Annotated in this window: 6 protein-coding genes, 3 rRNA genes and 2 pseudogenes; 2 read left to right on the top strand and 9 right to left on the bottom strand. The window is 66.6% G+C overall.

Annotated features, from left to right (window positions below):
- Positions 1–325: 325 nt before the first annotated feature.
- A complete protein-coding gene (locus O1G21_RS13670) occupies positions 326–889 on the top strand; it encodes a GPR1/FUN34/YaaH family transporter (RefSeq protein ID WP_270143704.1) in 564 nt (187 codons plus the stop codon).
- Here the strand turns inward: O1G21_RS13670 and O1G21_RS13675 are convergent.
- From O1G21_RS13675 to O1G21_RS13715, 9 genes and pseudogenes are all read right to left on the bottom strand, one after another.
- A complete protein-coding gene (locus O1G21_RS13675) occupies positions 882–1745 on the bottom strand; it encodes a phosphatase PAP2 family protein (RefSeq protein ID WP_270143706.1) in 864 nt (287 codons plus the stop codon). The two genes, O1G21_RS13670 and O1G21_RS13675, sit on opposite strands and share 8 nt — an antisense overlap.
- A 61-nt stretch (positions 1746–1806) precedes the next feature.
- Positions 1807–1923: ribosomal RNA gene (gene rrf / locus O1G21_RS13680) — 5S ribosomal RNA — on the bottom strand.
- A 71-nt stretch (positions 1924–1994) separates the two neighbouring features.
- Positions 1995–5113, bottom strand: a 23S ribosomal RNA gene (locus O1G21_RS13685).
- Between the two features lie 273 nt (positions 5114–5386).
- Positions 5387–6902: ribosomal RNA gene (locus tag O1G21_RS13690) — 16S ribosomal RNA — on the bottom strand.
- The 16S, 23S and 5S rRNA genes sit together here, the layout of an rRNA operon.
- A 642-nt stretch (positions 6903–7544) precedes the next feature.
- Complete coding sequence (locus O1G21_RS13695; RefSeq protein ID WP_270143709.1) at positions 7545–9068, bottom strand: CoA-acylating methylmalonate-semialdehyde dehydrogenase; 1524 nt, start codon at positions 9066–9068, stop codon at positions 7545–7547.
- 222 nt (positions 9069–9290) lie between these two features.
- Complete coding sequence (locus tag O1G21_RS13700; protein WP_270143710.1) at positions 9291–10055, bottom strand: nucleotidyl transferase AbiEii/AbiGii toxin family protein; 765 nt, start codon at positions 10053–10055, stop codon at positions 9291–9293.
- A 60-nt stretch (positions 10056–10115) separates the two neighbouring features.
- Positions 10116–10457, bottom strand: a complete 342-nt coding sequence (locus tag O1G21_RS13705) for a hypothetical protein (RefSeq protein WP_405000640.1) — start codon at positions 10455–10457, stop codon at positions 10116–10118.
- A gap of 46 nt (positions 10458–10503) precedes the next feature.
- A pseudogene (locus tag O1G21_RS13710) lies at positions 10504–11112 on the bottom strand (spermidine/putrescine ABC transporter substrate-binding protein); the annotation flags it as partial.
- 45 nt (positions 11113–11157) lie between these two features.
- A pseudogene (locus O1G21_RS13715) lies at positions 11158–11550 on the bottom strand (aldehyde dehydrogenase family protein); the annotation flags it as partial.
- A 317-nt stretch (positions 11551–11867) separates the two neighbouring features.
- Between O1G21_RS13715 and O1G21_RS13720 the strand changes: the two are divergent.
- Entirely contained in the window at positions 11868–13523 is a 1656-nt protein-coding gene (locus tag O1G21_RS13720) for a PucR family transcriptional regulator (protein ID WP_270143712.1), read from the top strand.
- The last annotated feature ends 72 nt before the right edge of the window (positions 13524–13595 follow it).

Below are 13595 nucleotides of genomic sequence, written 5' to 3' on the forward strand. Positions count from 1 at the left end.
AGTCCTGACCGGCGTCAGTCCTGAGCATCGCCAGTCGTGACCGGCGTCAGTCATGAGCACCCCGCAGCTGACGCAGTCACAAATTGTTATCTTCACAAGGGTACAAGCAAGCAAGGCCGGGTAAACCGATCTCGCCGGGGAATCTCCCCGGCGAGGACGTGACCAGCGGTTCTCCGCCGGCCCACCATTTCCGACCTCACTTCTGACCGCAGCCCGCGCACGCTCACAGCCGTGCGCCCTCGGCGCGGTCGCGCGCATCCACTCCTCGACACCACACCACAGCGTCACTGCGCCCTGCGCGCGCCCAGAGTGAAAGGAGCCTCCGGTGAGCAACGACGCTACCGGGGCAACGAACGCCCGCTCCACCGGAGCCGACGCGGGTAACCTCGGCTACCTCGCCCTCGGCCTGACACTGCTCGCCTACGGTCTGCTCTCCACCGGGATCCTGCACGGCACCGGCGTCGGGGACGCGGCCCACCTCGCCCACCTGCTCGGCGGCGTCACCCTCTTCATCGCGGGTCTCTGGCAGCTCCGCCGCGGCGAGGGCTTCACCGGAACCGCCTTCACCAGCCTCGGTGCCTTCTGGGCGACCTGGTCGGTGGCGGGCGGCGCGAGCAAGAACGCCGCCGGCCTGTTCCTGCTGCTGTGGGCCCTGCTCGCCCTCAGCCTCACCGCCGCCAGTTGGGGCGCGGGCCTGTTCAGCCGCGCCGTCTACGGCCTGTTCACGCTCTCCCTCGCGCTGAGCGCCATCGCGGTCTTGGGCGGCTACAGCGGCCTCGGCAAGGCCGCCGGCTGGATCGCGGCCATAGCCGGGCTCGTCGCCTGGTACTGGGCCACCTCCGCGCTGAGCAACGGCTCCTGGGGGAAGCTCGCCCTGCCGGTCAAGTGACCTGCCTGGGCCGGTCCGCCTTCGGCCGGTCCTCGGCACCGGTGCGGGGTCGGGTCTCCGTCGTCTCGACGGAGACCCGACCCCGCCGCCGTGCCGCCAACGCCAGGACGGCGTAGGCGAACAGCAGGATCGAGACGGCGACGATGCCGTCCGCCCAGAAGTGGTTGGCGGTCACCACGACCACCGAGACCGTCAGCACCGGGTGCAGCACCATCAGCCAACGGAACGGACTCCGCGACACCCGCACCACCGCGACCGCCACCAGCACGCACCAGGCGACGTGCACCGAGGGCATCGCCGACAGCTGGTCGGCCACCACCACCCCGCCGACCGCGCCGCCGTACACCGACTGCCCGTACTCCGCGGCCACGTCGACGAACCCGCTCTGCGGCAGCATCCGCGGCGGCGCCACCGGGATGAACTGCACCAGCAGACAGATCGCGGTGGTGATCACCACGGTGTTGCGCACCCACGCGTAGCGCTCCCGGTGCCGCAGGAAGACCCAGAGCAGCACAGCGAGCATGACGGCGAAGTGCATGACCGCGTAGTAGTAGTTCGCCAGCCGCACCAGCACCGGGTACGGCATGACCGCCGCCTGCCAGGACGCCTCGTCCGGCAGCCCGATCTCCCGCTCGGTCCGGTGGATCCAATCCGCCCGGTCCACCGCGTGATCGGCGCTCATCACCGACAGGTGCCCCACCAGCTGCCAGAGCGCGAACAGCGCCAGCAGCGTGCCGGCCTCCCGCAGCAACGCCGACACCCCCGGCTTCCGGACCCGCGCGGCGGCGTACGCGCCTCCGTAGAGGACGACGGCGGCGCCGCCGGCCGTCTGCCAGGTCAGGGTCAGGTTCTGCATTGGCAGAGGTTAACGCAAAAAGACCCCTTCCCGAATGGGAAGGGGTCTTTTTGGAATGATTGTTCGGCGGCGTCCTACTCTCCCACAGGGTCCCCCCTGCAGTACCATCGGCGCTGTGAGGCTTAGCTTCCGGGTTCGGAATGTAACCGGGCGTTTCCCTCACGCTATGACCACCGAAACACTATGAAACTGTCGACCCGCCGACAAGGCAGTCGTTGTTTCAGAACAACACAGTGGACGCGAGCAACTGAGGACAAGCCCTCGGCCTATTAGTACCGGTCAACTCCACCCCTCACAGGGCTTCCATATCCGGCCTATCAACCCAGTCGTCTACTGGGAGCCTTACCCTCTCAAGGAGGTGGGAGTGCTCATCTCGAAGCAGGCTTCCCGCTTAGATGCTTTCAGCGGTTATCCCTCCCGAACGTAGCCAACCAGCCATGCCCTTGGCAGAACAACTGGCACACCAGAGGTTCGTCCGTCCCGGTCCTCTCGTACTAGGGACAGCCCTTCTCAACACTCCTACGCGCACAGCGGATAGGGACCGAACTGTCTCACGACGTTCTAAACCCAGCTCGCGTACCGCTTTAATGGGCGAACAGCCCAACCCTTGGGACCTACTCCAGCCCCAGGATGCGACGAGCCGACATCGAGGTGCCAAACCATCCCGTCGATATGGACTCTTGGGGAAGATCAGCCTGTTATCCCCGGGGTACCTTTTATCCGTTGAGCGACGGCGCTTCCACAAGCCACCGCCGGATCACTAGTCCCTACTTTCGTACCTGCTCGACCCGTCAGTCTCACAGTCAAGCTCCCTTGTGCACTTACACTCAACACCTGATTGCCAACCAGGCTGAGGGAACCTTTGGGCGCCTCCGTTACCCTTTAGGAGGCAACCGCCCCAGTTAAACTACCCACCAGACACTGTCCCTGATCCGGATCACGGACCCAGGTTAGACATCCAGCACGACCAGAGTGGTATTTCAACGGCGACTCCACAACAACTGGCGTTGCTGCTTCACAGTCTCCCACCTATCCTACACAAGCCGAACCGAACACCAATATCAAGCTATAGTAAAGGTCCCGGGGTCTTTCCGTCCTGCTGCGCGAAACGAGCATCTTTACTCGTAATGCAATTTCACCGGGCCTATGGTTGAGACAGTCGAGAAGTCGTTACGCCATTCGTGCAGGTCGGAACTTACCCGACAAGGAATTTCGCTACCTTAGGATGGTTATAGTTACCACCGCCGTTTACTGGCGCTTAAGTTCTCAGCTTCGCCTAGTCGAAACTAAGCTAACCGGTCCCCTTAACGTTCCAGCACCGGGCAGGCGTCAGTCCGTATACATCGCCTTACGGCTTCGCACGGACCTGTGTTTTTAGTAAACAGTCGCTTCTCGCTGGTCTCTGCGGCCACCCCCAGCTCAAGGCGCAAAGCCCGTCACCAGGAATGGCCCCCTTCTCCCGAAGTTACGGGGGCATTTTGCCGAGTTCCTTAACCATAGTTCACCCGAACGCCTCGGTATTCTCTACCTGACCACCTGAGTCGGTTTGGGGTACGGGCCGCCATGAAACTCGCTAGAGGCTTTTCTCGACAGCATAGGATCATCCACTTCACCACAATCGGCTCGGCATCAGGTCTCAGGCACATGCTGCGCGGATTTGCCTACGCAACGCCCTACACCCTTACCCCGGGACAACCACCGCCCGGGCTGGACTACCTTCCTGCGTCACCCCATCGCTCACCTACTACCCCGTTGGGCCACCGGCTCCACCACTCCCCTTCACCCGAAGGATCCAGGACGGCTTCACGGGCTTAGCATCAAGAGGTTCAGCGTTGGCGCTTCAAAGCGGGTACGGGAATATCAACCCGTTGTCCATCGACTACGCCTGTCGGCCTCGCCTTAGGTCCCGACTTACCCTGGGCAGATCAGCTTGACCCAGGAACCCTTGGTCAATCGGCGCAAGAGTTTCCCACTCTTGTATCGCTACTCATGCCTGCATTCTCACTCGTATACCGTCCACGACTCGATTCCTCGGCCGCTTCACCCGGCACACGACGCTCCCCTACCCATCACAGCAACCGTTAGGCCTTCACGCTGCAATGACACGACTTCGGTGGTGTGCTTGAGCCCCGCTACATTGTCGGCGCGGAATCACTTGACCAGTGAGCTATTACGCACTCTTTCAAGGGTGGCTGCTTCTAAGCCAACCTCCTGGTTGTCTCTGCGACTCCACATCCTTTCCCACTTAGCACACGCTTAGGGACCTTAGTCGGTGTTCTGGGCTGTTTCCCTCTCGACCATGGAGCTTATCCCCCACAGTCTCACTGCCACGCTCTCACTTACCGGCATTCGGAGTTTGGCTAAGGTCAGTAACCCGGTAAGGCCCATCGCCTATCCAGTGCTCTACCTCCGGCAAGAAACACGTGACGCTGCACCTAAATGCATTTCGGGGAGAACCAGCTATCACGGAGTTTGATTGGCCTTTCACCCCTAACCACAGGTCATCCCCCAGGTTTTCAACCCTGGTGGGTTCGGTCCTCCACACGGTCTTACCCGCGCTTCAACCTGCCCATGGCTAGATCACTCCGCTTCGGGTCTTGGGCATGCAACTCAACCGCCCTATTCGGACTCGCTTTCGCTACGGCTACCCCACACGGGTTAACCTCGCTACACACCGCAAACTCGCAGGCTCATTCTTCAAAAGGCACGCAGTCACGGCCAGCCGGCAAGCCGACTGACGACGCTCCCACGGCTTGTAGGCACACGGTTTCAGGTACTATTTCACTCCGCTCCCGCGGTACTTTTCACCATTCCCTCACGGTACTATCCGCTATCGGTCACCAGGGAATATTTAGGCTTAGCGGGTGGTCCCGCCAGATTCACACGGGATTTCTCGGGCCCCGTGCTACTTGGGAGATGAGCAAGCGAGCCGTACAGATTTCGTCTACGGGGGTCTTACCCTCTACGCCGGACCTTTCGCATGTCCTTCGACTACCCATACGGTTTCTGACTCGCCCAGCCGCCGGCAGACGACTGAAGCTCATTCCCACAACCCCGCATTGGCAACCCCTGCCGGGTCTCACACCAATACGGTTTAGCCTCATCCAGTTTCGCTCGCCACTACTCCCGGAATCACGGTTGTTTTCTCTTCCTGCGGGTACTGAGATGTTTCACTTCCCCGCGTTCCCTCCACACTGCCTATGTGTTCAGCAGCGGGTGACAGCCCATGACGACTGCCGGGTTTCCCCATTCGGACACCCCCGGATCAAAGCTCGGTTGACAGCTCCCCGGGGCCTATCGCGGCCTCCCACGTCCTTCATCGGTTCCTGGTGCCAAGGCATCCACCGTGCGCCCTTAAAAACTTGGCCACAGATGCTCGCGTCCACTGTGCAGTTCTCAAACAACGACCAGTCACACACCCTCGACAACCCGAACCGGGCTACCTCGAGTGAGGCCGGCAACCATGAGGCAACTCCCGTTCCCTCAGGACCCAACAACGTGCCCGACACAGTCAATCCCAGAATCGCGTTCCACGCCGAAGCAGTACTAACCCCTGGTCTCTTCCTGTGCCGAATAGTCAACGTTCCACCCATGAGCGAGCACTCCGGGACGTTCGCCCGAAGCTGCTATGTGCTCCTTAGAAAGGAGGTGATCCAGCCGCACCTTCCGGTACGGCTACCTTGTTACGACTTCGTCCCAATCGCTGGTCCCACCTTCGACGGCTCCATCCCAGAGGGTTAGGCCACCGGCTTCGGGTGTTACCGACTTTCGTGACGTGACGGGCGGTGTGTACAAGGCCCGGGAACGTATTCACCGCAGCATGCTGATCTGCGATTACTAGCAACTCCAACTTCATGGGGTCGAGTTGCAGACCCCAATCCGAACTGAGGCCGGCTTTTTGGGATTCGCTCCGCCTCACGGCATCGCAGCCCTTTGTACCGACCATTGTAGCACGTGTGCAGCCCAAGACATAAGGGGCATGATGATTTGACGTCGTCCCCACCTTCCTCCGAGTTGACCCCGGCAGTCTCCTGTGAGTCCCCGACATTACTCGCTGGCAACACAGAACAAGGGTTGCGCTCGTTGCGGGACTTAACCCAACATCTCACGACACGAGCTGACGACAACCATGCACCACCTGTATACCGACCACAAGGGGGCACCTGTCTCCAGGTGTTTCCGGCATATGTCAAGCCTTGGTAAGGTTCTTCGCGTTGCGTCGAATTAAGCCACATGCTCCGCTGCTTGTGCGGGCCCCCGTCAATTCCTTTGAGTTTTAGCCTTGCGGCCGTACTCCCCAGGCGGGGAACTTAATGCGTTAGCTGCGGCACCGACCACGTGGAATGTGGCCAACACCTAGTTCCCAACGTTTACGGCGTGGACTACCAGGGTATCTAATCCTGTTCGCTCCCCACGCTTTCGCTCCTCAGCGTCAGTAATGGCCCAGAGATCCGCCTTCGCCACCGGTGTTCCTCCTGATATCTGCGCATTTCACCGCTACACCAGGAATTCCGATCTCCCCTACCACACTCTAGCCTGCCCGTATCGAATGCAGACCCGGGGTTAAGCCCCGGGCTTTCACATCCGACGCGACAGGCCGCCTACGAGCTCTTTACGCCCAATAATTCCGGACAACGCTCGCACCCTACGTATTACCGCGGCTGCTGGCACGTAGTTAGCCGGTGCTTCTTCTGCAGGTACCGTCACTTGCGCTTCTTCCCTGCTGAAAGAGGTTTACAACCCGAAGGCCGTCATCCCTCACGCGGCGTCGCTGCATCAGGCTTTCGCCCATTGTGCAATATTCCCCACTGCTGCCTCCCGTAGGAGTCTGGGCCGTGTCTCAGTCCCAGTGTGGCCGGTCGCCCTCTCAGGCCGGCTACCCGTCGTCGCCTTGGTAGGCCATTACCCCACCAACAAGCTGATAGGCCGCGGGCTCATCCTGCACCGCCGGAGCTTTCCACCAACCCCCATGCGGAGGAAGGTCATATCCGGTATTAGACCCCGTTTCCAGGGCTTGTCCCAGAGTGCAGGGCAGATTGCCCACGTGTTACTCACCCGTTCGCCACTGATCCACCCCGAAGGGCTTCACCGTTCGACTTGCATGTGTTAAGCACGCCGCCAGCGTTCGTCCTGAGCCAGGATCAAACTCTCCGTGAATGTTTACCCGTAATCGGGTCCACACCCGCGTTGAGCGGCACGGCAACCACCGGAATAGGGCGGCCCCGCGCACTGCGTCCTCGCTAGTGTTATTTCAAAAGGAATCTCCAACCCCGATCAAACGATCGAGGCCGGGGATGTCAACATATCTGGCGTTGACTTTTGGCACGCTGTTGAGTTCTCAAGGAACGGACGCTTCCTTCGGACCGCCTTCCAGCGGGCCCTCCGGGCGCTTCGTTCTTTCGTGTTTCCAGCTTATCAGATGTTTTCCGCTCCGTTTTCCGGGCTTCGTCATCCAACTCGCTGTTGTCTTCCGGTGCTTGACGCCCCGTCCGACGTTTCAAACTCTAGCCGATCCCCGCTCCGAAAAGCGAATCCAGCCGAGTCCGACCGCAATCCGATAAAACGCGCACGCCGAATACGCGCCGGGCCGCGACGCGAAAACGCGAAACGACCGGCACGAGCCGAGAAGTGGTGTTTCAGAGGATTGGCTACCCCGGGACCGTCCGCGCAGACGCGTGTCCGGTGCTCCCTGCCAGGCAGCTCGAAGAACTGTACGCGCTTCGGCGTCCGGATGCAAACGACGTGCAAAAGGGGCCGGCCGTACCCCGGGGAGGGGTCCGGCCGGCCGGGTCAGGGGGCTCAGCTGTTGGTGGGGAAGCCGAGGTTGATGCCGCCGTGCGACGGGTCCAGCCAGCGCTGGGTCACCGCCTTGCCGCGGGTGAAGAACTGCACGCCGTCCGGGCCGTACGCGTGGGCGTCGCCGAACAGGGAGGCCTTCCAGCCGCCGAAGGAGTAGTAGGCGACCGGCACCGGGATCGGCACGTTGATGCCGACCATGCCGACCTCCACCTCGAACTGGAAGCGCCGGGCCGCGCCACCGTCGTTGGTGAAGAGCGCGGTGCCGTTGCCGTACGGGTTCGCGTTGATGAGCGCCAGGCCCTCCTCGTAGGAGGCGACGCGCACGACGGAGAGCACCGGGCCGAAGATCTCGTCGTTGTAGACGGACATGCCGGGCTTCACGTGGTCGAACAGCGTCGGGCCGAGCCAGAAGCCGTCGCTGGTCGGGCTGCCGTTCGCGTCCTCGGGGGCGATCGGGTGCTTGCGGCCGTCCACGGCGAGCTCGGCACCGTCGGCGACGCCGGACTCGACGTAGGAGGTGACCTTGTCGCGGTGCTGGCCGGTCACCAGCGGGCCCATCTCCGAGTCGCCGTTGCAGCCGGGGCCGACCTTCAGACCGGCGATCCGCTGCTTGATCTTGTCGACCAGCTCGTCGCCGATCGGGTCGACCGCGACCAGGACGGAGACGGCCATGCAGCGCTCGCCGGCCGCGCCGAAGCCGGCGTTGACGGCTGCGTCGGCGGCGAGGTCGAGGTCGGCGTCGGGCAGCACCAGCATGTGGTTCTTCGCGCCGCCCAGGGCCTGCACGCGCTTGCCGTAGCGGGTGCCGGTCTCATAGACGTAGCGGGCGATCGGGGTGGAGCCGACGAAGCTGACGGACTTGATGTCCGGGTGCTCCAGCAGGCGGTCGACGGCCACCTTGTCGCCGTGCACGACGTTGAAGACGCCGTCCGGCAGACCGGCCTCCTTCCACAGCGCGGCCAGGAAGTTGGCCGCGGACGGGTCCTTCTCCGAGGGCTTCACCACGACCGTGTTGCCGGCCGCGATGGCGATCGGGAAGAACCACATCGGCACCATGGCCGGGAAGTTGAACGGCGAGATGACCGCGACCGGGCCGAGCGGCTGGCGGATCGAGTAGACGTCGATGCCGGTGGAGGCCTGCTCGGTGAAGCCGCCCTTGAGCAGCTGCGGGATGCCGCAGGCGTACTCGACGACCTCCAGGCCGCGGGCGATCTCGCCCAGCGCGTCCGAGTGCACCTTGCCGTGCTCGGACACGATGATCGCGGCCAGCTCGTCCCGGCGGGCGTTCAGCAGCTCGCGGAAGGCGAAGAGCACCGAGGTCCGCTTGGCCACCGAGGCGCTGCGCCACTCGGCGAAGGCCGAGGCCGCGGCGGCGACGGCCTGGTCGACCTCGGCGATCCCCGCGAAGTCCACCTGGCCGGCGACCTGGCCGGTGGCCGGGTCGAAGACGTCACCGCGACGGGGCGCCGCACCGGCGGTGGCGACCGGCTGGCCGGCGATCCAGTGAATGATGTGCTTGCTCAAGTCCGTCTGCCTCCGAAGTCCCGGGCGGCGTCCTGCCACCGGTCCGGTCTGACGCCGCCCCGCGAGAGGGCCGGGCGACGGGGAATTCACGGGGCTACCGCGCTCGTCTCCCAGTCTGCTGGCCGCCGGCGCGCGGCTCAACGAACAGCCTGACGGGGATCGCGGATTCAGCCTTACAGGTCGTCCGGTCACTGCGCCGAATGGACGAAGCCCGAGGTGGCCTCAGGACTCCTCGTCCTCCAGGTACGGATCGTGCAACCCGTCCGCCGCCTCCTGGGTCTCCAGCAGGTCCAGCCGCAGGTCCTGCGCCCAGGCCAGGGCCCATCGCTTGAGCCCGTCCACCGCCCCGGCCTCGACGCCCCGGGCCCGGAACCGGCCGTCCGCCGCCTCGGCCAGCGTCTCCAGCCGGTCGGCGAGGCCGTCCGGCTGGAACTCCGGGTCCAGCTCCGCCGCCAGGGCGAGCAGTTCACCCTCCCGGTAGTTCCGGGTGAGGGCGTGCACGTCGATCAGGTCGCGCGGCATGCCGCGGTCGACCAGCAGTGCGGTGGTGAGCGCCGCCGCGTCCTCCAGGGCGACCACCGGCAGGACGACCGGAGGCTCGCCGGGCTCCGGGATGCCGAAGTCCAGCCGGACCGGCCGGTGACCGAGCGGTTCCTTCCGCAGCTCCACCGAGTGCGACCGCCCGCCCAGTGTCAGCCGTACGGTCAGCTGTTCCAGTCGCGGTGTGCCGGGCCGCTCGGCGACCCCGCCGCCCGCCGCGCGGTACGCCTCCGCGAGCGCGGCCGCGACCTCCGGCAGGTCGGCGTCGCCGGTGGCCAGGGTGAGTCCGTCCTGCGGACAGGCCGGGACACCGTGGGCGCGCAGCGCGTGCCCACCGGCCAGCGCCAGACCGTACCGGGTGCAGACGGGCCCGGCCAGGACGGCCAGGCGGAGCTGGGCGGGGCCCGGTCGGAGGGACGCGTCGACGGCGTGCGGGGCGGTGGTCACGCCTCCAGTCTGACCCGAGCGCCCGCCCCGCGCGCCACCGCCGTGAGCCCGCCGCCGGTGCTACCAGCCGCCGAGCCCGGCCGCCGCCTCGTGCAGGGCCAGCTCCAGCAGCACCGGGTCGTTGAGCCGCCCCGAGCCGTCGGGCGGCACCAGCCAGCGCACGGCCCGGCTGCCGCGTCCGGGGTGCGGGACGACGGTCCAGGTGCCCTCTCCCGCGCAGCGCACGCCGGTGCCGATCCAATGGGCGGCGGTGCCGACCGGCACCAGGAAGCTGACCTGCTCCTCCCCGGTCTCGGTGAGGACCGGCCCGCAGGAGACGGGCTCCAGGACGGCCAGGGCCGGACGCCCGAGCCGGCCGGGGACGGTGAGGACGTCCCAGCGGCGCCCGGCCGGTAGCGGCATCAGGCCCAGCCCGGTGCGTTCCCACTGCTTCCGGAAGGCCTCCGGCCAGCAGCTGGGAGACGCTGGTGCCCTCCCTCCCCCTGGTCGCCTTGCGGTTGTAGGCGACCACGGTCTGGATGCCGGCCCAGGGGTGGGTGTAGAGCCGGCCCGGGTCCCAGTCGGGGGCGCGGAAGCGGGCCTCGACGTTGGTGATCGCGGTGGTGACGTTCGCCGGGTTCAGCTTCTGCGCCCAGCCGAGCCGGATCAGCCGGGCGGCCATCCGGTCGGTGAGCACCACCAGGTCGGGGCCGGTGTCCTGGCCGGCCGCCGGCTGCGGCTCAACCTCGCCGAAGAACTCGACGTTGTCGTTGACGTCCTCGTTGTACTTGACCCTGATGCCGGTGGCCGCGGTGAAGGCGTCCAGGATGCCGTGCTTCTGCTCCTTCTCGCTGTCCGAGAGGTCCTTGGCGGCGTTGGCGGTCGAGTCCCCGGTCGCCCGGGGCGCGGCGGGGATGCCGCAGGCGGCCAGGGTGCCCGCCCCGGCGGTCAGTGCGGCGGCACGCAGCAGGGTGCGCCGGCCGACCGCGGCCCGGCCGCTGGTCAGGCTGCGTTCCCAGGCCCTGCGAACCGGTTCGGGCAGACCGTCGGTGAGCTCGTCGAACGCCTTGAACGCCATGGAACGGGCCTCCTGGGAAAGGACGGGCGCGTGGGGGCGCACCGGTTATCGGTCTCCGAAGACGGTGCGGTGCCAGTCCTTGCGGGCGACCGCGGTGGTGTCGAACATGACGTGCTTGACCTGGGTGTACTCGTCCAGCGAGTACTGGGACATGTCCTTGCCGTAGCCGGACGCCTTGTAACCGCCGTGCGGCATCTCGCTGGTGATCGGAATGTGGTCGTTGACCCAGACGCACCCGGCGGCGATCTACCGGGCGGCGCGCAGCGAGCGGTGCACCTCGGTCGTCCAGGCGGAGGCGGCGAGGCCGTACGGGGTGTCGTTGGCCAGCCGCAGGCCCTCGTCGTCGCCGTCGAAGGGCAGCACCACCAGCACCGGGCCGGACACCTCGCCCTGGACGACCTCGCTGTCCTGGGCCGCGCCGGTGATCAGGGTGGGCCTCGACGGGGTTGACGACCTGGAAGGGTTCGCCGCTCCCCGGGGTCTGCCGGCCCGCGATGTACTGCGCGCCCGCGTCGAAGTCGGCCAGGTCCATCTGGCTTCCTCCAAGTGCCGGCCGTTCGGCCGCGCGCCGCGGTGAAACGCTTGCCAATTGCGGGTTGACGTGACAACAACCGTGACAACGGTCACTTCGACAGCCTCGACACGAAGGGCCTTACAGGGTGAAGCCACTTCGTAGGGGCGACAGGTCGTTCGGAGGATGGATGATTCACCTGACACCCTGTCTACCCCGTTCCCCCGCCCCTGGGAGGCCCGCGATGCTCCCCACCGTCGCCCGCGTGCTCGACCTGGAGGTGATGCGGCGCGGCCTGCCCCAGGTGGTGGCCGGCGCCGACCGCCTGGAGCGGCCGGTCCGCTGGGTCCACGTCAGCGAACTGCCCGACGTCGCCGGGATGCTGCAGGGCGGCGAGCTGGTGCTGACCACCGGCATCGCGCTGCCCGAGGACCGCGAGGGCCTGGCCCGCTACGTCCGCGACCTGGACGAGGTCGGCGTGGCCGGTCTGGTGGTCGAGTTCGGCCGGCGCTACTTCGACTCGCTGCCGCGCGCCCTGGTGCACGCCGCCGAGCAGCGCGGACTGCCGCTGATCACGCTCCGCCGCGAGGTGCGCTTCGTCGCCGTCACCGAGGCCGTGCACGCCCTGGTGGTGAACGCCCAGCTGGAGCAGCTGCGGATCTCCGAATCGGTCCACCAGGTGTTCAACGAGCTGGTGGTGGAGGGCGCCGAGCCGCCCGAGGTGATCCGCCAGGTCGCCCGGATGGCCGGGGCGCCGGTGGTCCTGGAGAACCTGGCCCACCAGGTGCTCGCCCACGACACCGCCGGCTGCCCGGAGGCCGAACTGCTGGAGGACTGGGAGCGCCGCTCGCGCGGGGTCCGTCCGCCCGGCCGCACCGGCCACGACCCGCGCAGCGGCTGGCTGGTGACCACCGTCGGCGCCCGCGGCCAGGACTGGGGCCGGCTGGTGCTGGTCCAGGAGCCCGGCCCGCTGCCGGAGGGCGAGCCACACCCCCATGCCATGCTGCTGGAGCGCGGCGCCTCGGCGCTGGCGCTCAACCGGCTGGTGGTGCGCGACCGGGAGAGCCTGGAGCGGCAGACCCACCGCACCCTGCTCTCCGGCATCCTGACCCACGCGCTGACCGTCTCCGAGGTGGCCCTGCGCGCCCAGGCGCTCGGCGTCCCGCTGGACGGCCGACGGCTGGTCGGCGTGGTGCTGCGCCAGCGCTGCGGGCCGATCCCGGCCGCGCTGGAGGCGCAGGCCCGGCTGCGCGACTTCACCGAGTTGGCCGCCGGCGCGGTCCGGAGCTGCCGGCTCCCCGCCCTGGTCGGCGCGCTGGACGACGAGGGCGTCGGCCTGCTGATCGCGCTCGGCGCCCAGCAGGACGAGCACGCCGCACTGGACGCCTTCTCGGCCGCCCTGCGCCGGATGTCCGCCGAGGCCGACCGGGACGGCGCCGACGCCCCGGGCCCGGTGATCGCGGTCGGCTCGTCGGTCGGCTCGGTCCGCGACGCCCGGCGCACCCTGCTGGAGGCCGCCCAGGTCGCCGACGCGGCCCTGCACGACGCGCCCGGCGGCGGCCGCACCGCCTCCTACTACCGGCTGCCGGACGTGCGGCTGCGCGGCCTGCTCCACCTGCTGCGCGACGACGCCCGCCTGCAGACGTACGTGGAACGGGAGTTGGGCCCGCTGCTGGCCCACGACGCCGAGCACAACGGCCAGTTGGTGCAGATGCTGCGGATCTACCTGGAGCAGGGCCGGAACAAGTCGGCGGCCGCCGACGCCGCCCACCTGTCCCGGCCGTCCTTCTACGACCGGCTGCACAAGGTCGAGCGGATCCTCGGCGTCGACCTCGACCAGGTGGAGTCCTGCCTGTCCCTGCACGTCGCGCTGCTCGCGCTGGACGCCGTCCGCCGGTAGGACCTCACCTGGGGGCCTTCCGGAACGTGGGACGGCCCCGGACACGCCGTGCCCGGGGCCGTCTCCTGGGAG

The organism is Kitasatospora cathayae, assembly GCF_027627435.1.
GTDB classification, from domain to species: domain Bacteria; phylum Actinomycetota; class Actinomycetes; order Streptomycetales; family Streptomycetaceae; genus Kitasatospora; species Kitasatospora cathayae.

Bases quoted from the DNA above. Each gene is read 5' to 3' on its own strand.
- O1G21_RS13705 (WP_405000640.1), bottom strand. From the start codon at position 10,457: ATGCCGCTACCGGCCGGGCGCCGCTGGGACGTCCTCACCGTCCCCGGC.
- O1G21_RS13675 (WP_270143706.1), bottom strand. From the start codon at position 1,745: ATGCAGAACCTGACCCTGACCTGGCAGACGGCCGGCGGCGCCGCCGTC.
- O1G21_RS13720 (WP_270143712.1), top strand. From the start codon at position 11,868: ATGCTCCCCACCGTCGCCCGCGTGCTCGACCTGGAGGTGATGCGGCGC.